Consider the following 17,707-nt stretch of genomic DNA (forward strand, 5'->3'; position numbering starts at 1 on the left):
TCCTCAAGGGGGAAGGGACGGGCGGGTGCGGGGTCAGCGGAGGGTCACGGCGGCCGGGTCCGCGGCCGTCAGCGGGGCGGGGTCCAGGTGGCCGCGGACCACGGCGCCGTCGGCGGTGCCGGGCAGCTTCTGAGCGGCCTTGGCCCAGGCGGCCTCCTGCGTCAGCTCGGCGAGCAGCTCGGGGGAGAGGGAGGCGCCGTAGGCGTAGCGCGGCTGGAAGGCGTCGACGTACGAGGCCTGCAGCGCCCCCTTGGACTGGGCGAGCACGGCCTGCCGCGCCCCGGCCGGGTCCGCGGCGAGCTCGCGCTGGGCGCGCAGCAGGGTACGGACCACCGCGGCGGTGGTCTTCTCGTCCGCGGACGGGCCCGCGATCAGGAGGGTCCTGGCGGTGTAGCCGGTGAAGGCCACCTCCGCGTACCGCTCGCCGAGCGCGGTGCGCGCCGCGTCGTAGAAGCTGGGGAAGGTGACGCCGGCGTCGACGTCGCCGCGGGCCAGGGCCGGAGTCACCTGGGTCGGCGCGAGGTTCACCACGGTCACGTCGCCCGCCGACAGACCGGCCGAGGCCAGCATGCGCGAGAGCGCGTACTCCACGTTGGTGCCCTGCGGGACGCCGACCTTGCGGCCCTTCAGCGCGGCGAAGCCGGTGACGCCCCGGTCGGTGCGGGTCAGCAGCCGCCAGTCGGTGAACCGGGACAGGTCGGCGACGATGCGCAGCTCGCGGCCGCCCAGCGCGGCGGTCACGGCCGGCAGGTCGCCCACGACCCCGAGCTGCGCCTGACCGCCGAGCACCGCGTTGAGGGCGTCGCGGCCGGTGGGCTGGGTGGTGACGGAGGCGGCGACGCCCTCACCGGCCCACAGGCCGCGCTCCTGCGCGAGGTAGACGGGGGCGCCGCCGAGTTGGTCGCTGGCGGCGATGGTGACGGACGGGCGCGAGCCGGCGGCGGCCGGGGCGGCGGATCCGTCGGAGCAGGCCGTCGTGACGGCGGCGAGCAGGGCTGCCAGGAGTACGGCGGCCAGCGCGCGGGGTCTGGACATGGGGGAACGGTCCTTCCGGTTGTGGGTCGGGTCGGGGGGACGGTGGGTCATCCGGCGGGCAGGGAGTGGAGGTGACGGGTGATCAGGGAGCGCAGGTCGGGGTCCGGCGGCCCGTCGGGCACGGCGTGGTCGGCCAGCACCCGGCCGGGGGTCCCGCCGAGGACGACGACGCGCTGGGCGAGGGCCAGGGCCTCGTCGATGTCGTGCGTGACGAACAGCACGGTGGTGCCGCGGCGCTGCCACAGCTCCCGCAGCAAGGTCTGCATCCGGGTCCGGGTGAGCGAGTCGAGGGCCCCGAACGGCTCGTCCAGCAGCAGGACTTCGGGTTCGGCCGCCAGGGCGCGGGCCAGGGCGACCCGCTGCTGCATGCCGCCGGACAGCTGGGCCGGATACTTCTCGGCGCCCTCCGCGAGACCGACCTCGGCGAGCGCGGCCAGCGCCCGCCGGCGGCGCTCCGCGCGGGGCAGGCCGAGCCGTTTGAGCGCGAACTCCACGTTGCCGCGGGCCGTGCGCCAGGGGAACAGGGCGTAGTGCTGGAAGACCACGCCCCGGTCCGGGCCCGGTCCGCGCACCGGACCGGCTCCGGCCGTCACCAGGCCGCCGTCCGGCGGCACGAACCCGGCCACCGCCCCGAGGACGGTCGACTTGCCGCAGCCGCTCGGGCCCAGCAGGGCCGTGAACGATCCTGCGGGGAGGTCCAGTTCGACGGGGTCCAGCACGCGCGTGCGCCCGTACGCGACGGAAACGCCCTCCAGCAGTACCCGCTTGCTCATGACGTCCCCCAGTGCACGAACCGGCGGCCGATCGCGGCCAGCACCAGGTCCACGGCCACGCCGAGCAGTCCGAGTACCAGCAGCCCGGCGAACATCCGGTCCACGCGCAGGAACTGGCCGTCCACCTGGAGCCGGTACGCCAAACCGCTGTCGGCGCCTCCCAGTTCGGCGGCCACCAGGGCGAGGAGTGCGACCGAGGCGCCGTAGCGCAGCGCCGCCAGCAGGGCCGGGGCGGCGGCCGGCAGGAGCACCTCGGTGAACCGCCGGTGCAGCGGCGCCCCCAGCGTGCGGGCAGCCCGCAGGTGGGAGACGGGCACCCGCGAGACCCCGTCGTGTACGTACAGCCAGACCGCGAGCAGGACGGCGTACGCGATGAGCAGCCGCTTCGCGGTCTCACCGATACCGAACCAGGCGGTCGCCAGCGGCACCAGGGCGATCGCCGGGATCGGCCGGAGGAAGGAGACGAGCGGCGTGACGGCGGCGGACAGCCTCGGCAGGTAGCCGGTGGCGAAGCCGAGCGCGCTCCCGAGCACGGCACCGAGCGCGAAGCCCTGCCCCGCGCGGGCCAGGCTGGCGGCGACGTCGGAGGCGAGCAGACCGCTGCGCGCGCCGGCGGCGAGCGCGGAGGCGGTCTCGACGGGCGTGGGCAGCAGCCCCGGAGCCACCGCGCCGGACCAGGCGGTCAGGGACCACAGGGCGAGCACCGCGCCGGCCACGCCGAGGGCGGGGCCCAGCCGGCCGCGGGCCCGGCCTGCCGGTGAGGGGGTGGAGTGCACGGGACGGCTCCTCGTTCGTTCGAGCGGTTCATAAGTGAGGTCAATAATTGACGACGCTTATGAAGGGCGTGTTTCAGCAGTGCGAAACGTTCCGGGAGCCACCGGGCCGCCAATCCGGCATGCGGTACGTTCACCAGCGTGTCTCGCCCCGAACCCACACCCGAAGCGATCGAGGTCGGACGGGTGATACGCGCCTGCCGCAAGCAGCGCGGAGTCTCCATGGCCGTACTCGCCACCCGTTCGGGCCTCTCCCAGCCCTTCCTAAGCCAGCTCGAACGCGGACTCGCCACGCCCAGCCTCAGCTCGATCTACCGGATCGCCGAGGCCCTGGACGTCACCCCGGGCACCTTCCTCAGGCCGCCAGGCCGCCCCGGCACGGTCAGCCACGAGGCCGACCCGCAGGTGATCCGGGTGGAGGAGAGCGCCGGACAGGTCGCGCACGTACTCATCCCCGGCGGGCGCAGCGCGGTGATGGAGGCCTACGAGCACCACTTCGAGCCGGGGCGCGGGGAGCGCGGGTGGTTCCAGCACCCGGGAGAGGACTTCCTCTACGTACTGGAGGGCGAGATCGTCCTGGAGGTCGAGGGGGAGGAGCCGCTGACCCTGCGCGCGGGCCAGAGCGCCCACCACCGCGGCGAACTCCCGCACCGCTGCCGCCTGTCGGGCCCCGCGCCCGCCCGCACCCTGCTGGTCATCACGAACGCCTGACCCGACACGCCTAGGCCGTGTCGTCCGGCCGGATGGCGGTGCGGACGCCGGTGATGACCACGGCGATCAGGCAGAGGGCGATGACGGTCTCGGCCCACAGGAAGGCGAACCAGTCCAGTACGCAGCCGATGGGCGGCGTGCCGGGGGCCGTGTTGCGGAACGCCGCCAGGGCGAACAGGGTGGCGGCCATCCAGGAGAGGGCCGGCCAGACCAGGCCCTCGCGGCGGGTGGTCAGGTACCAGGATCCGATGAGCACGGCCGCCGCCAGCGCCCACATCACCACCATCATGAAGACGGCGAAGACGACCAGGCTGCCCGACCGCATCAACTCCAGCTCCACGGCGGCCTCCTGCGGGTTCGGCCCGGGTGTCGCGGTGACCGAGAAGAGCGTGTCGTTGTTGGAGAACAGCATCCGTACCGGCACCGGTTTGCCGTCCAGCAGTGCCCGGAAGCCGATGCCGGTCTCGTAGGTGTCGAACGGGTAGTCGCTGACCGATCCGCCCGTCATCGCGACCTGCACGTCCTTGGTCGCGAGCCGCTCGTGCGCCTTGAACTCCAGATCCCCGAGGGTCGCGGCGGAGGTCTGGAGGCTGAGGTCGCCCACCGGTGCGCTCTCCCCCTGTTCGCCGAGGGTCCCGAGCGGGGTGACCCGGACCCGCAGCAGCAGCTCTCTGGCCGCCGCGTCGACCCGTTGGACGGTGGCTTCCACGTCCAGCCGGTCGGGGGCGGAGGATCCGACCGTGTCGACCGTGTCGATCGCCTGCCGTTCGGTGAACTGCAGCCACGAGCCCACCGCCACCGCCACCACGATCAGGATCGCGATGGGAAGCAGGACCGGCAGGAGTGAGGCCCCGGAGCGCCTTTGGCGAGGAGGGAGCGGGGGTGCGGCCATGGTGACTCCGGCGGGGTGAGAAGGGCGGCGGCTCTCCGTAGCGCGATCCTCCTCGACCCGACCGGCGAACCACGGCATCCGGGCGGCGTGTCGGTGCCGGAGGACGGGTTCTGCGGATGATCATCGCGAAGGCGAACCGGGATCGCCTGCGCTTTACCGGCCGGACTCCCCGGTGAGGTGCTCGGCCGAACGGCGTTGCTGTCGCCGAAGTCGCCCCCGCGATCCCGGGCGCTACCCCCCATCGGTAGGTATCAATCCCCGCAACGGACGGCTAAGTTGCTCAAACGTTTCAACTGCGCAGCACGGGTTCAAATCGGGACATCATGGCGTGGTTTTCGGCCGCACACGGGCAAAGTGATTGCAGGCAGCATCGACCACACGCGACTCTCGATGTGCAACCGCGAAGGCCGCTGAGTGGTACGTCGCGGTGCGGTGGTCAGCGTGCCCGTGGGCGCGGAGCCACCTTTTTCCGCTCGATTCCCGTGAAGGAGAGATCGTGCTCAAGTCGACCAGGTTCGTTCGATCGGCTGCCGTGGCGTTCGTCGCGGCGGCATCACTCACCCTGACCCTCCCCGGCAACGCCTTCGCCATCGACCACGTCGAATGCCGGGGAGGCGAGGACTTCCTGAAGATCTGGTCCCACAGCGACGGCCGGGACAGCGTGGACTGCTACGCCAACAAGGGCCGGATCGGATTCGGAGGCTGGTGGGTCGACAGGATCTCCACCGGAAACAACGACTTGATCTACTACGACGCCAACGGCGACTCGGTGCGGATCAACCGTTGGACCGACATCACGTTCCCCAACCGCCCGCCGAAGGTCAACTCCATCGAGATCCTGTGACCCGCTGATTCCCTGATTCCCTGATGCTCTGAATCCCTGATGCCCTGACGGCCGCCCTAGCGGGGCCGGCCCCCGGCCCGGCCCCGCGAGGGCGCGGCCCGTCCCCACCGCCAGATGCGCGGCGCCCCGCCCGTTCAGGGCCTGCGAGGAGGGTGGTGCGGTGGGTGGTGCGGCGGTGGCGGGATGGTGGCCGTGCCGGGCGGTGTCTCCGGCCAGACCAGCAGTACGGGGCAGGGCGCGTGGTCGACGATGAACCGGCTGGCCGGCCCCAGGCTGCGGGGTCCCAGATGGGTGCGGTCGCCGTCGCGGGCGAGGATGAGCAGGTCGGCGCCTTCGACGGCGGCCACGACCTCCCGTTCGACGCGGCCCGAGCGCTCCTGCCGGGTGCACGGGCGACCCAGCCGCTCGGCGGCATCCGCGAGGAGCCGCTCGGCGGAGGCGGCGGCCAGGTGTTCCACGGCGGTGCCGGGATCGCGGTCGGGGCGCGCGCGGCCCAGCAGTCCGGCGTAGGCGCCGTGAGCGGCGCCGGGCACCTCGTGGCCGGTGACGTGGAGCAGCACCAGATCGGCGTCCGCGGGCGTGTGGGTGCGCGCGGCGTCGACGCAGGCGGGCCAGGTGCCCTCCACGATCCAGACGATGACGGTCACGGTGTTCAGCCTCCGATCGCTTGCAGCGATACCCACAGTGCCACCACCGACAGCAGCAGGGCGGCGGGCACGGCGAGCAGGCCGAGCCGGGTGAACTCGCCCAGTTCCACGTCCGTGTCGTGTTCGTGCACGATACGCCGCCACAACAGGGTGGCCAGGGAGCCCGCGTAGGTGAGGTTCGGGCCGATGTTCACGCCGAGGAGCACGGCCAGGACGGCTCCCGGTCCGGTGGGGGCGGTCAGCGGGAGCAGGACCAGGACGGCGGGCAGGTTGTTGATGACGTTGGCCAGTACGGCTGCCAGTACGGCGATCGCCAGGAGGGCGGGCAGATCGCTGCCTCCGGGGACCAGGTGGCCGAGGGCGTCGGCGAGACCGTTGTCGACCACCGCGCGGACCACGACGCCCAGGGCCAGCACGAAGGCGCAGAAGGGCAGGCCGGCGGCCCGGACGACGGCCGTGGGGGTGGTGCGGCGCCGGGCCAGGGCGCGGGCCGCCAGCACGGCCGCGCCGGCGGCCGCGGCCCAGGCGGGATTGATGCCGACCGCCGAGGTCAGTACGAAGCCGGCCAGGGTGCCCGCCACGGTGACCAGGGCGAACAGCGGCAGTTCGCGGGGCTCGTCGGTGGGTGGGGCCTCGGCGCCCGCGTCCAGGTCGGTGGCGAAGAAGCGGCGGATCACCAGGTACTCGGCGCCGATCGCGACCAGCCAGGGCAGCGCCATGAGGGCGGCGAAACGGGTGAAGGTCAGGCCGCTCGCGGCGAAGGCCAGCAGGTTGGTGAGGTTGGAGACCGGCAGCAGCAGCGAGGCGGTGTTCGACAGGTGGGTGCAGGCGTAGACGTGGGGCTTGGCGCGGGCGCCCAGCCGGGCGGCGGTGGCGAACACCACCGGGGTCAGCAGCACCACCGTGGCGTCCAGGCTGAGCACCGCGGTGATCAGGGAGGCCGTGACGAAGACGAGGACGAGCAGGCGCCGGGGCCGGCCGGCCGCGCGGCGGGCCATCCAGGCGCCGCAGGCGTGGAACAGCCCCTCGTCGTCGCACAGCTGGGCCAGCACCAGCACGGCCGCGAGGAACCCGATGACGGGGCCCAGTCGGGCGGCCTCGGCCGCCGCGTGGTCGAGGGAGATCGCACCGGTGGCGATGACCACCCCGGCGGCGGGGACGGCCACCACCGCCTCCGGCCAGCCCCACGGCCGGATCACCGCGCAGGCCAGCACTGCCAGGAGCAGGGTGACGGACAGACCTTCTGCGAGCGAGGTGTTCAGGGTAGGGGCCTTTCGGGGAGGGAGAGCTGGCGAAGCCGGACCCACCGGGGGCCGCGGAGCGCTCCCGGGTCTCGGGATGCGGCTTCAGCAGCACATCTTCGCCGACGCGACCGTCGCGCTCCGACAGGGCGCGTCCTGACCGCGGCGGCCGGCTCGGGCACCACCGCGCCGGCCGGGGCCGATCGAGGCCCGTCACGCGCTCGACCCGGCGGGGGCCCGGTGCCCCGTTGCCTCACTCAACTCGCCTCAATGGAAAAGGAGTTGACTCGCTCCGTGCCCGTACGGTGTCATCTCGCCCTGATCGAAGACCAACCGGAAGGGAATCCCTGATGAACCTGAAGCGGCTGACGCGGGTTGGGCTGGCTCTGGCGGCGAGTGCCGTCATGGTCGCCGGGATGGAAGGTTCCGCCTCCGCGAGCGGGCTCAACGTGAGCGTCAGCAAGAGCTGGGGGACGTCCACCTTCTATCCGGACGGCGACTGGCTCTACATCACCGACCACGTCGCCGACGGCTACTCGGTGCACGGCAAGATCCAGCAGCGGGTCTGCGCCAACGTGGGCTGTGACGGCTACGTCTGGACGGACCTGCGCACCGGGTGTTACGACACCACCAGCATCGGCGACAACGGCACCGAGATCCGCCAGTGCAACTACGACATCACCGAGAACATACCGGTGCGCGTATGCGAGGCCCGGTACAGCGGCGGCAGCCGCTACGGAGACTGGTACTGCAGCAACGAGACCAAGTCCTGACCCGTACCCGTACCGGTACCCGCCGCACCCGGAGGCCGGGACGCGGTCAGCGCGTCCCGGCCTGCGGGGAGCCCGCGCTCCCTAGCCTCCAGCGGTGCAGCCGGTCGTCGCCCTCGCGCGTCAGCCACGTACCGTCCCCCAGGACGGTGATGTCCTCGCCCACCGGCGCCGGGTAGTCCAGTCGGCCGAGCGGACGCAGCGTGTCCGCGTCCAGCAGCCAGTGCCGCGTCTGCGGCGCCCCGCCCTCCGGGTGGACCCGGCCAGGGACCAGCACGTGGCGCGCGTCCAGGACCTCGGCGGAGGAGAACTCGTCCTCCTCCGGGTCGACGGCCAGCTCCGCCAGGTCCAGCAGCGCCGTCTGCTCCCCGGAGCCGAGGTCGTACACCGCCAGCTCGTCGCGGTCGTCGGCGGGGAACAGGTACTCGGCGAACCGCTGGGTCAGCACTCGCGAGCCCGGGAGGAATCCCGCCAGCGCGTGCATCCACGTACCGCCGAGCATCCGCATCCCCTCGGCGCACGGCTGCGCCCACCAGGTCGACCAGCTCTGCCAGGCGGTCCAGCAGGACACGACCACGGCGGCGCCGTCCGGAGACCAGGACTGCACCGCGGCCGACGCCAGAGAACGGATCTGCTGCCGGCCGACCACCTCACCGCTCGCCGCGTCCAGGAGCAGCAGGTCGTCCCAGGTGTAGTTGCGGCCCGGCTCCCCGTCGTACACCAGGGCGGCCTTCGCCTTGTCGGGCTCCAGCACCGGCACGACCACGCTCACCAGCCGGCCGTCCGGACCGACGGCCGGGGCGGAGTGCGCCCGGGAGGCGCCGTGCCACGGGTCGTGGGGGAGTACCCACCGGGTTCCGCCGTCGGATCCCAGAGCCCGCACCGAGTCAGCCCCGGCCACCACGAACCCGCCGTCGGCCGTGGCGGTCACCCGGTCCTCGTCCGACGTCCGCAGGGCGGCGATGGCGCGGTCGGCGGTGCCGGCGAGGAACTCCTCGCGGTCGTGGACCTCCACGAGCCCTTCCGTACGCACGAGAAGCCGCCCCGCGCCCACCGCCTCGACCGTCCCCCGCACCCGCACGGTGCCGAGCGGCGCCACGCCGATCCGTTCATCCCCCGTCGTGTCCATGGCCCGCATGCTCCCAGGCGCCGCAGGCCCGGCGCCATCGGATTCCGCGGCGAGGTGGTCAGCGTCGAGGGGGTCCGCGGTGTCGGACGGCCCCGGCGTTAGAGTGAGTTGGAGGGGATCTTGGAGCTGGGGGAGTGCTCATGACGGCAGCGGCGGACGTACCGGCCATCGTCTTCGTCCACGGGACGCGGTTCAGCGCGGGGCAGTGGAGCTCGCAACTCGCCGCGCTCCGCGAGGAGTTTCCCGTAGCGGCGGTCGACCTCCCGGGGCACGGCTCCCGCTCCGATCAGCCGTGGAGTCTGAAGGCGGCGACGGAGGTCATCGGCGCCGCGGTGGAATCGCTGGGCCGTGGTCCGGCCCTGGTCGTCGGGCATTCCCTGGGTGGATACGCCTCGCTGGAGTTCGCGCGGTACCGGCCGGAGCAACTGCGCGGTCTCGTCCTCGCGGGAGCCAGCGCCTCGACCCGCGGCGGATGGGCGCTGCCGTACCGATGCGTGGCGGGGCTCGTCCCGCGCGTACCCGCACAGCGGCTGACGCGGTGGAACGACCGTTTCCTGCGCCGGCTCTATCCGCCCGAGGTGGTGGAGGCGACGATCCGTTCCGGCTACGCCTTCCATACGCTGCCGGCCGCATGGGGCGAGGTCCTCGGCCGTTTCGACGCGAGCGCGATGCGGCATGTGGCGGCTCCCGTCCTCATCCTCAACGGCGAGAAGGACCCCGTCTTCCGGGCCGGCGAACGGGACTTCGCCCGCGCCCACCCGAACGCCCGCATCGAACTGATCCCCAGAGCACGTCACTTGGCCAACTTCGACGCACCCGAAGCCTTCACCGACGCCGTCCGCCGCTTCGCCCGTCAGCTGCCCGACCGCAGCTGAGGGCGAAGGCGCCGCCCCGCCACAGGCGGATCAGGCGTGCGTCGCGGCGCCGCGTGCGCGCGGCAGCGGTGCACCGCCCGGTGGTACGCGTCAGCGACCGTACGAGCCCCAGGAGGGCGGACAGCAGCGCTCCGGTCAGGGGAGCCGAGTCCGGAGCCCGTGACGTCGACGATGCCACCAGCCCGAAACGACGGCAGCAGGCGCGTCCTCACCCGGCCGGGCCCCCGGCCCTGCCCGGCACGACTCCGCCGTCCGGCCCATCAAGGCCACCCGCCGGCACGCCGAAGAGGATCAAGCGGAGTCGTCCCACCCCCGAGTTCCGGTACGGCCCCGCACCCCACGCCGCCCCGATGACGGCGGCCCCGCCCCCGGCCGCCGACGCCCGGAGGAGATCCCGCATGCGCGCCCTCGTGCCCTCGACCGCCGCCGCCACCGCCGCGCTCCTGCTCGCCACCATCACCGGCGCGACGCCCGCCGCGGCCGACCACGGCCCCGACGGCCCACCGCTGATCAAGGTGTCCCACGGCGACCCGTACGCGGACTGCACCATCGGCGCGATGTCCCCCGACAGCGTCGTGTATCCGGGTACGGAGGTCGAGCCGTACCTGTCCGTCGACCCGCACGACCCGAAGCGTGTGGTCACCGTGTTCCAACAGGACCGCTGGAACGACGGCGGGGCCCGCGGACTGGTGGCCGGCTGGACCACGGACGGCCGCACCTTCCACCACAGCACGCTGCCCTTCAGCCTGTGCGCCCCGGGCGGCGCGGACTTCGAACGCGCCACCGACCCCTGGGTGAGCACGGGACCCGACGGCACCGTCTACGCGAGCGGAGAGGGCGTCGACTTTACGAAGAGCACGCGCAGCGGCCTCCTGACCGCCACGTCGCGCGACGGCGGCCGCACCTGGCAGAACCTCACCACCACGCACGTCGACGAGCAGCCGTTCTTCAACGACAAGCCCTCGCTCACCGCCGACCCGATCCGCAAGGGCACCGCCTACCAGGTCTGGAACCGCCTCGACAACGACCCGCCCGGCACCGGCTCCCTCGACGGGCCCGGCTACATCTCCCTCACCCGCGACGGCGGCCGCACCTGGAGCGAGGCCCGGCGCTTCGTCGACACCAGCGCCGTGCCCAACACACAGACCATCGGCCACCTGATCGTCGTCGACCGGCACACCGGCACCCTGTACGACTTCTTCGACCGGATCACCTACTCCGACGACCTGAGCACCGTCGTCGAGGCCCACTACGCGATGGTCACCTCCACCGACGCGGGAGAGACCTGGAGCGCCCCGGTCACCGTCGCCCGGGACACCTCCGTACCGGAGGTCGACCCGAACGACCCCGCCAAACTGCTGCGCGCCGCGTCCACCCTGCCCAGCCCCGCAGTCGACCCGAAGACGGGCACGCTGTACATGGCCTACGAGGGGTCGGACTTCTCCGGAGGCAGGTTCGACTCCGTCCAGCTGGTGCGCTCCACCGACGGCGGACGCACCTGGGGCGCCCCCGAGCTGATCAGTCCGAACGGCGTGCCGGCCTTCTCCCCGTCGATCGCGGTCGACGAGCGCGGCACGGTCGCGCTCACCTTCTACGACCTGCGCTTCCTCAAGCCGGGCGACACCACCACCCTGCCCACCGCCTACCAGCTGGTCACACTGGCGCACGGAGACCCGAAGCGCCGGACCGAACGGCGGATCTCGCGGATCTTCGACTGGCTGCAGGCACCGTACGCCGGGGGCTACTTCCTCGGCGACTACCAAGGCCTGGTGACGGACGGCAAGGGAGGAGTACGGGCGGTGCTGACCGAGACCCACTCCGGCGAGCCGCGCAACCGTACGGACGTGTACACGGTCGGTCTCCGCACCCGGTGACGGCGCCCCGACCCGACGCCCGAGCGGGCATCGGGGTGGGTTCCTCCGTACTCGACGTAACCGGACGGTGTGAGGGCGGTCGAGAGCTCAACGCGCGTGTGGCGGTCCTTGTCGCCGGGCCGACTCCGCCAGCCGCGCAGCGAACCGGGTGACGAGTCCGCGCAGTTCGTCGGGGCGTTCGATGACGAACGGCCGGTCGAGCGAAGCGAGTACGGCGGGCAGCCAGTCGAGCCGGTCCACACGCATCTCGACGCGGGACCAGCGCTCGGTCTCTGCCTCCGGTCCGCCCTCCGACGGCAGGTCCTCCACGATCGCGATGCCCGCGGGTAGCCGGGCCCGGACGTACTCGGCCGTCCCCTGGACCCGTACCGTCACCTCGTGCCGGTACGGAGCCGAGGCGATCCCGGACAGCACGCGTTCCGCCGGGTCGTACCCGGTCGGCGGATCGAAGGTGCCGGTCAGGGTCTTCGCCTCGGTGATGCGGTCGAGCCGGAACGAGCGGTCCTCGCCGAGCGCGGGATCCGCGCCCGTCACGTACCACCTGCCCGCGTGGGCGACGAGCCCGTACGGGTGCAGCGTGCGTTCGCTGCGTCGGCCGTCGGCGGCGGTGTACCGGATCGAGACCGGCCGGTGATGGCGCACCGCGTCGGCGAGGGAGAGCAGGACGCCCGTCTGCGGAACAGCCGTCTGCGGAACAGCCGTCCGCGGAACCGCCGGTGTTCCGGGCGCGGCGGTGAAGGCGAGGGAGCCGAGCACGGCGTCGAGCCGTCCGCCGAGCCGTGCCGGCAGGACCCGTCGGATCTTGGCGGCAGCCGTCTCGCTCGCCGCGCCCGTGGCCGTCATGAGGCCGGCCCGCCGGCCGGCGAGGAGGCCGAGCAGCACGGCGAGCGCTTCGTCGTCGCTCAGCATGAGCGGAGGCATGCGGTAGCCGGGGGCGATCCGGTAGCCGCCGTGGCGGCCGCGGACCGACTCGACGGGCAGGTCGAGGTCGAGGAGGTGCTGGGCGTACCGCCGCACCGTGCGCTCGTCGACGTCGAGCCGGGCGGCGAGTTCGGCGACGGTCCGCAGGCCGCCCGATTGCAGGAGCTCCAGCAGCATGAGCACGCGCGCGATGGGTCGGGACATGTCCGGAAGTCTCTCGCACATACCGGGCGGGTTCTGTCCGGTATCCGCTCTAGCGTGAGGTCACCACCACGAAACGACCGGAGAGACCCCATGGACTTCGTATCGATCCGCATCATCACGAGCGACGTCGCCCGCCTCGTCGACTTCTACGAGCGCGCCACCGGAGCGGTGGCGGACCGGGTCACCGAGGACTTCGCCGAGCTCAGGACCACGTCGGCCACCCTCGCCATCGCCGGAACCCGGACCGTCCCCCTCTTCGCACCCGGCGCGGCCCGCCCGGCCGAGAACCACAGCGTCGTCATCGAGTTCCTCGTCGACGACGTGGACCGCGTGCACCGGAAGCTGAGCGGTTCCGTGGAAGAGTTCGTCCAGGTGCCCACCACGATGCCGTGGGGCAACCGCTCCCTGCTCCTGCGAGACCCCGACGGCAACCTCGTCAACTTCTTCACCCCCGTCACCCCGGCCGCCGTCGCCAAGTTCGCCCGTTGACGACGCCGCACCGACGCTTCCGGGGTTCCCGGCCTTCCGGCTTCCGGGCTTCCGGGCTTCCGGGCTCCCGGCACAGGAATGGCCCTCAGGCGTGCTCGCGCCCCTCAGGCGTGCTCGCGCAAGGTCTCGGCCTGAGCGGTCAGCCAGGCCGGGCGGACCATCTCCACGTTGCCGCCCGCTGCCCGCGCGGCCCGGACCAGGGCGTCGGCGGCCTCACGCGCGGCGGGCACGGACCGGGCCCGGGCCGCTTCGCCGAGCGCCTGCGCCGCCGCGGCCTCGGCGGCCCCGGCGCGCTGCAGGGAGGCGGCCGAACGCTCGGCCGCCTCGGCCGCGCGTTCGTACCGGCCCAGAGTCCACTGCGTCCAGGCGGTGTTGTAGAGGCAGACGCCCTCGGTCCGCGGATTCTCCATGGCCGACGCCGCGCGCAGCGCCTCCTCCAGGCAGGCCAGGGCCTCCTCGGGCCGGCCCAGGGCGAGCAGGGACACGCCCTTGGCGTTCAGCGCGTAGTCCGTCGCCTCCTGTACGCCGGCGGCCGCGTAGGCGCGTACGGCCAGGTCGCCCGCGGCGATGGTCTCCTCCCAGCGCCCCAGGGTCAGGAGGGCCGTGAAGCGGGCGTTCAAGGAGCGGGCCTCGGTGAGCTCGTCCCCCGAGACCGCGGCGAGTTCGGCCAGCCGGTCGGCGCCCGCCAGGGCCGCCTCCCCGTCACCGAGGGTGCTGTGGGCGAGACTGAGGCTCAGGACGGCGTGGGCCTCCGCCTCGGCATCGCCGTTCTCCCGGGCCAGCGCGCCGGCCCGGGCCAGCGGGCCCGTCGCCTCTTCGAGGCGGCCCAGCTGCCGGTGCGCGTCGCCGAGGCCGAACATGGCCTCCTGGAGCGCGCGACGGTCTTCCACGCGCTCGGCCACCTCCGCGGCCTCGGTGAAGAGTTCGAGCGCGTGCGGCAGCGGGCCGCCGTTCAGCCGGGCGTGACCGAAGCTGATGAGGTGGGCCAGTCGTGCCCGGTCGTCGTTCACTTGTTCCTCCAGTGTCAGGTGCATCGAGATCGCGGCGGCGGTGGAGCCGTGCCACACCATCCATTGCCCGATGGCGCCCATGACGAACGCCGCCTCGTCCATGTCCCCGGCCCGCACCCGGTGGTCGAAGGCGCGCCGGTGGGCCTGGATGTCGTCCAGCGTGCGCCAGTCGCGGCGGGGCGGGGCGATCCGCGCGTACCACTCGGCGGCCCGCCGCTCCAACGCGGGCCGCCCCAGCGGGCCTTCGGCCGGCAGGGCGCCGTACGCGAGGTCGGCGTCCATCGGGTGCAGTACGTACGTACGGGTCCTGCGGTCCACCGCCAGCATGCGCATCCGCAGCAGGCCGGACAGGGCCGCGGTGACGTCGAGGGCGGGATCGAAGCCCGCCGTGATCCACTCGACCGCCTCACGCGGGGCGGGGGTGCGCAGCACGGCCAGCACGTTCAGCACGCTGCGGTGGTCGGCGGACAGGCGATGGTAGCGGTCCTCCGCCAGCCCGGCGACCACGTCTTCGCGCAGGGTGAAGTCCTCCAACACTTCCTCCAGCGTGGGCAGCAGCAAGGTGTCGTCGGCCATGGCGCCCACCAGCAGCTCCAGCGCCCGCGGCACCCGGTGGACGCGGACCGCGGCCTGGAGCAGCTCCGCGTCCGAGAGCTGCGCCACGCCGAGGCTGCCGTCCTGGTCGAACTCGCGCAGCAGCGCGACGGATTCGGCGGGCGGCAGACCGTCGGACAGCTCGACCTCGGCGGCGAACCGGCGCAGCTCGGGCGGCAGGCGCAGCGGCAGCTGCGAGGTGACCAGCAGCCTCGGTGTGCCCCGGGCCCGGAAGAGGCAGTCGAAGAAGGTGTCGAGCTCCCCGTCGTCGAGCCGGCCGTCGTCCAGGAGCCGGTCCTCCAGGTTGTCGACGAGGACGACGAAGAGCCGGTCGCCCATCGCGGCGAACAGTTCGTCGATCTTGTCCGGCACGGGGCGGTCGGCGGCCCAGACCTCCAGCAGGCGTGCCTCGTGCGCGGGCCCGAGGGCCCGGGCGCAGTCGAAGTACAGGCGTTCGAGGGAGACCCCGGAGGTGCGGGTGCTCAGGTTGATCAGGCCCGCCGGGAGCGGCGCCCGGGCGTGGCCCGGCCACTCGCCGCGTTCCAGCAGCTCCATGACCTTGGCGGCGACCGCGCTCTTGCCGATGCCCCGGCGCCCGGTGACGGTGACCATGCGGATGCCCGGGTCCGCGAGATGACGGCCGATCATGTCACGGGCCTCGACGCGGTCCTTGAACAGTTCCAGCCCGTGCGCGACGGGCAGCCCTATGACCTTGGACGAGACCGGCGTGACGGGCGGCACCGGCGGGACCGGGGCGTCCGGCTCTGCGGCGACGTCGGGCAGCACCGCAGGGTCGGGAAGGGCCAGCAGCGCGGCCAGCCGCGCCCGGGGGCCGTCGGCGAGCTGCCTCAGGGTGTGGTCGATGCGGACCGCCGTGAGCCGGCCGAGGCCTTCCCCGCGGTGGTGCTCGGCGACCACGCCGACGAGGAAGGGCCCGGCCCACACGGCGGCCCCGGACATGCCCGACCAGGGTGATACCGCGGGGTCGGGGTCGGCGGCCGCCGCCGGGACCGTGATCTCCAGGGTGCCGGTGCGCAGGTTGGACAGGGCGGCGACGGTTCCGTCGGCCTGGTGCAGCTCCCTGAACTGCCGCCCGTCGGCGCCGCGTCGGCGCTTCCACAGGGGGAAGCCGGCCGCGTGCACGTCGATGACGGCGTGGCGGTCGTCGCCGATGCGTCCGAACCGCGCGGCCGGGACGGGTACCCCGCCCGGCGGGGTCGTGAACGTCAGCACCGCGACGTCCGTTCCGGGATCCGACCAGGCGAGCTCCGCAGCCGCGGCCCACTCGCCCGGCCGGTCGGCGTCGAAGCGCACCCGCACCGCCGCCGCCCCCGCCACCACGTGGAAGGCGGTCAGGACCGCCGTGTCGCCGACCCGGTACCCCGAGCCCCGCCGCCCGCCTCCGGCGGCGGTGGCGACGATGACCTCGGCGATGCGGTGCGGGTCGAGTCCGCCGCGCCGGGCGGTCGCCTCAGCGTTCACCGAGCAGCTCGTCACCGGAGATCAGCGCCATCTGCTCGGGCGCGTCCGCGTGTACGGGCTGGAGCGTGAGGGTCAGCTTCTGCGTGACGGTCGCCGAGCGCTTCGCCGAGGCGCCGGCGTCGAACACCCAGAACCGCACCTTCACGCCGGGCTCGCTGGTCCGCTCCACCCCCACGGTCAGTTCCAGCTCCACCCGCTCCGCCTTGAACTTCAGGTCGGAGTCCTCGCCGGCGGACATCGCCCGGCTCAACTCCCGGCGCAGCTGCGCAATCATGTCCGCCAACTCGACCGCATCATTCACAGGAGGCCCCCCGGCCATATCCGCACGTCAACTACCCAAGATGGTAGGCAACATCATCCCGCATCAGCGGCCCGTCGGCGTCCATCGGAAGCTGCGGCGTGCGGAGTTCGCGCATGGGTGGCGCAGACGAGGGCATCCGGCACGCAGGAACGGTCCGTGGTTCAGGAGGTGGAAGCGGTGCACCGTACGAAGGTGTTGAACTCCTTTCCCGCCGGTGACCCCTACGGCAGCTGGCCCGCCGAGGAGTACGCGGCCAGGTGCCGGGAGCGGGGCCAGCGGGCGACCGTCGTCATGGACCTCGACAGGGACTCCTTCCTCGTCGTGGCCCTCGACGCCGACGGGTCGCACAGCACGGCCTGAAACCCGCCCACCGCCGCTCAGCCGGGTCAGTTGCCGCGGTGCGGTCCGAGGTCCCGGAGGACGGCCGCCAGCTCCTGCGCGGTCGGGGCCGGGGCGGGCAGCGGGGTTGCGGGGCGGGTTCCGGCCCGCAGGCCGTCGAGGAACAGGGACAGCTGCCGCCGCCAGGCGTTCGGGGGCCCGGCGGCCGCGAGGGAGGGTACGGCGCGGCCGAGCGTGGCCAGGCTCAGGAGCAGGTCCTCGACGGTGACGTCGGGGCGCATCACGCCGTCCCGCTGGGCGCGGCCCATCAGCAGGGCGATCGTCTCGTGGTTGTGGGCGTGGACGGCGTCGAGCGAGGTCACGCCCTCGATGGCGGTGGTCATCAGGTCGTTGGCGCCCCGGTCATCGGCCAGCACGGTGAAGACCGCCTCCAGGTAGTGGCCCAGTGCCGTCCAGGCGTCCGCCGCGCCGCGGGCCTCCTCTCCGGCGTCGACGGTCCCCTGGAGGGAGTCCCGGAAGACGGCGTCGATCAGCGCCGCCCGGGTGGGGAAGTGCCGGTAGAGCGTGGCGTTCCCTACCCCGGCCCGGCGGGCGATCTCGTCCAGCGGGGCTTCCAGCCCCTGGGCGGCGAAGGCGTCGCGCGCGGCGGCCAGGAGCAGCTCGCGGTTGCGCAGCGCGTCGCGCCGTACAGGCGCGGGCCGTTCCGTGGCCGGGGTCAATGTCCGCTCCTCGCGCCTCGCCTCGATGCCCCTGGGCGTATCCGTACCGGGGATCCTTGTCCGGTACGGATGCTAGCGCCACCG

General features: G+C 73.2%; 18 protein-coding genes. 7 read left to right on the forward strand and 11 right to left on the reverse strand.

Annotation, left to right across the window (positions count from 1 at the left end; translation table 11 throughout):
• Positions 1-33 precede the first annotated feature (33 nt).
• Genes CP980_RS31975 through CP980_RS31985 form a run of 3 tightly spaced genes read right to left on the reverse strand, consistent with a single transcriptional unit; the run spans position 34 to position 2,584 of the window.
• A complete protein-coding gene (locus CP980_RS31975) occupies positions 34-1,035 on the reverse strand; it encodes an ABC transporter substrate-binding protein (RefSeq protein ID WP_150529732.1) in 1,002 nt (333 codons plus the stop codon).
• A 47-nt stretch (positions 1,036-1,082) separates the two neighbouring features.
• Positions 1,083-1,808, reverse strand: a complete 726-nt coding sequence (locus CP980_RS31980; RefSeq protein ID WP_150529733.1) for an ABC transporter ATP-binding protein — start codon at positions 1,806-1,808, stop codon at positions 1,083-1,085.
• Positions 1,805-2,584 carry an ABC transporter permease gene (locus tag CP980_RS31985; protein WP_150529734.1) on the reverse strand — a complete coding sequence of 260 codons (780 nt, stop codon included), beginning with the start codon at positions 2,582-2,584 and terminating at the stop codon, positions 1,805-1,807. Before CP980_RS31985 ends, CP980_RS31980 begins: the two co-directional genes overlap by 4 nt.
• Positions 2,585-2,722: 138 nt before the next feature.
• Here CP980_RS31985 and CP980_RS31990 point away from each other — a divergent pair, with 138 nt between their 5' ends.
• Complete coding sequence (locus CP980_RS31990) at positions 2,723-3,292, forward strand: helix-turn-helix domain-containing protein (RefSeq protein ID WP_132761509.1); 570 nt, start codon at positions 2,723-2,725, stop codon at positions 3,290-3,292.
• Positions 3,293-3,302: 10 nt separating this feature from the next.
• Here CP980_RS31990 and CP980_RS31995 read toward each other — a convergent pair whose 3' ends face one another.
• On the reverse strand, positions 3,303-4,184 hold the full coding sequence (locus CP980_RS31995) for a DUF4436 family protein (protein ID WP_150529735.1): 882 nt from the start codon (positions 4,182-4,184) through the stop codon (positions 3,303-3,305).
• A 496-nt stretch (positions 4,185-4,680) separates the two neighbouring features.
• On the opposite strand from CP980_RS31995, the gene CP980_RS32000 reads away from it, so the two are divergent.
• Positions 4,681-5,028, forward strand: coding sequence for a beta/gamma crystallin domain-containing protein (locus CP980_RS32000; protein WP_373313011.1), 348 nt, complete (start codon positions 4,681-4,683; stop codon positions 5,026-5,028).
• A gap of 134 nt (positions 5,029-5,162) precedes the next feature.
• On the opposite strand, the gene CP980_RS32005 is transcribed toward CP980_RS32000, so the two are convergent.
• Both CP980_RS32005 and CP980_RS32010 read right to left on the reverse strand, forming a co-directional pair.
• The gene (locus CP980_RS32005) at positions 5,163-5,675 is read right to left on the reverse strand and encodes a universal stress protein (protein WP_150529736.1); all 513 of its coding nucleotides are present in this window, start codon (positions 5,673-5,675) and stop codon (positions 5,163-5,165) included.
• A 5-nt stretch (positions 5,676-5,680) separates the two neighbouring features.
• Positions 5,681-6,937: an SLC13 family permease gene (locus tag CP980_RS32010; protein ID WP_150530433.1), complete on the reverse strand. Its 1,257-nt coding sequence runs from the start codon at positions 6,935-6,937 to the stop codon at positions 5,681-5,683.
• Positions 6,938-7,266: 329 nt separating this feature from the next.
• Here CP980_RS32010 and CP980_RS32015 point away from each other — a divergent pair, with 329 nt between their 5' ends.
• Positions 7,267-7,689 (forward strand): hypothetical protein, encoded by a 423-nt coding sequence (locus CP980_RS32015; RefSeq protein WP_123510697.1) that lies wholly within the window; start codon positions 7,267-7,269, stop codon positions 7,687-7,689.
• 46 nt (positions 7,690-7,735) lie between these two features.
• Here CP980_RS32015 and CP980_RS32020 read toward each other — a convergent pair whose 3' ends face one another.
• A complete protein-coding gene (locus CP980_RS32020) occupies positions 7,736-8,815 on the reverse strand; it encodes a hypothetical protein (protein ID WP_150529737.1) in 1,080 nt (359 codons plus the stop codon).
• Positions 8,816-8,955: 140 nt separating this feature from the next.
• On the opposite strand from CP980_RS32020, the gene CP980_RS32025 reads away from it, so the two are divergent.
• A complete protein-coding gene (locus CP980_RS32025) occupies positions 8,956-9,690 on the forward strand; it encodes an alpha/beta fold hydrolase (RefSeq protein WP_150529738.1) in 735 nt (244 codons plus the stop codon).
• A 398-nt stretch (positions 9,691-10,088) separates the two neighbouring features.
• On the forward strand, positions 10,089-11,564 hold the full coding sequence (locus CP980_RS32030) for a sialidase family protein (protein ID WP_150529739.1): 1,476 nt from the start codon (positions 10,089-10,091) through the stop codon (positions 11,562-11,564).
• Positions 11,565-11,651: 87 nt separating this feature from the next.
• Here CP980_RS32030 and CP980_RS32035 read toward each other — a convergent pair whose 3' ends face one another.
• Positions 11,652-12,689, reverse strand: a complete 1,038-nt coding sequence (locus CP980_RS32035) for a helix-turn-helix transcriptional regulator (protein ID WP_150529740.1) — start codon at positions 12,687-12,689, stop codon at positions 11,652-11,654.
• A 90-nt stretch (positions 12,690-12,779) separates the two neighbouring features.
• Between CP980_RS32035 and CP980_RS32040 the strand changes: the two genes are divergently transcribed.
• Positions 12,780-13,178, forward strand: coding sequence for a VOC family protein (locus tag CP980_RS32040; RefSeq protein WP_150529741.1), 399 nt, complete (start codon positions 12,780-12,782; stop codon positions 13,176-13,178).
• 104 nt (positions 13,179-13,282) lie between these two features.
• Here CP980_RS32040 and CP980_RS32045 read toward each other — a convergent pair whose 3' ends face one another.
• Entirely contained in the window at positions 13,283-16,264 is a 2,982-nt protein-coding gene (locus CP980_RS32045) for a trypsin-like peptidase domain-containing protein (protein WP_167535912.1), read from the reverse strand.
• Positions 16,254-16,547, reverse strand: a complete 294-nt coding sequence (locus CP980_RS32050; RefSeq protein WP_132761518.1) for a trypco2 family protein — start codon at positions 16,545-16,547, stop codon at positions 16,254-16,256. The genes CP980_RS32045 and CP980_RS32050 overlap by 11 nt, the downstream gene beginning before the upstream one ends.
• Positions 16,548-16,721: 174 nt before the next feature.
• On the opposite strand from CP980_RS32050, the gene CP980_RS32055 reads away from it, so the two are divergent.
• Positions 16,722-16,925, forward strand: coding sequence for a hypothetical protein (locus CP980_RS32055; protein WP_189999166.1), 204 nt, complete (start codon positions 16,722-16,724; stop codon positions 16,923-16,925).
• Between the two features lie 26 nt (positions 16,926-16,951).
• Here the strand turns inward: CP980_RS32055 and CP980_RS32060 are convergent, their stop codons facing one another.
• Positions 16,952-17,623 (reverse strand): TetR/AcrR family transcriptional regulator, encoded by a 672-nt coding sequence (locus tag CP980_RS32060; RefSeq protein ID WP_150529743.1) that lies wholly within the window; start codon positions 17,621-17,623, stop codon positions 16,952-16,954.
• Positions 17,624-17,707 lie beyond the last annotated feature (84 nt).

Source organism: Streptomyces vinaceus (assembly GCF_008704935.1).
GTDB classification, from domain to species: Bacteria; Actinomycetota; Actinomycetes; order Streptomycetales; family Streptomycetaceae; genus Streptomyces; species Streptomyces vinaceus.

Excerpts from the sequence above, each read along its gene's own strand:
- CP980_RS31975 (WP_150529732.1), bottom strand. The coding sequence starts at position 1,035 with ATGTCCAGACCCCGCGCGCTGGCCGCCGTACTCCTGGCAGCCCTGCTC.
- CP980_RS31980 (WP_150529733.1), bottom strand. The coding sequence starts at position 1,808 with ATGAGCAAGCGGGTACTGCTGGAGGGCGTTTCCGTCGCGTACGGGCGC.
- CP980_RS31995 (WP_150529735.1), bottom strand. The coding sequence starts at position 4,184 with ATGGCCGCACCCCCGCTCCCTCCTCGCCAAAGGCGCTCCGGGGCCTCA.
- CP980_RS32015 (WP_123510697.1), top strand. The coding sequence starts at position 7,267 with ATGAACCTGAAGCGGCTGACGCGGGTTGGGCTGGCTCTGGCGGCGAGT.
- CP980_RS32020 (WP_150529737.1), bottom strand. The coding sequence starts at position 8,815 with ATGGACACGACGGGGGATGAACGGATCGGCGTGGCGCCGCTCGGCACC.
- CP980_RS32025 (WP_150529738.1), top strand. The coding sequence starts at position 8,956 with ATGACGGCAGCGGCGGACGTACCGGCCATCGTCTTCGTCCACGGGACG.
- CP980_RS32030 (WP_150529739.1), top strand. The coding sequence starts at position 10,089 with ATGCGCGCCCTCGTGCCCTCGACCGCCGCCGCCACCGCCGCGCTCCTG.
- CP980_RS32035 (WP_150529740.1), bottom strand. The coding sequence starts at position 12,689 with ATGTCCCGACCCATCGCGCGCGTGCTCATGCTGCTGGAGCTCCTGCAA.
- CP980_RS32040 (WP_150529741.1), top strand. The coding sequence starts at position 12,780 with ATGGACTTCGTATCGATCCGCATCATCACGAGCGACGTCGCCCGCCTC.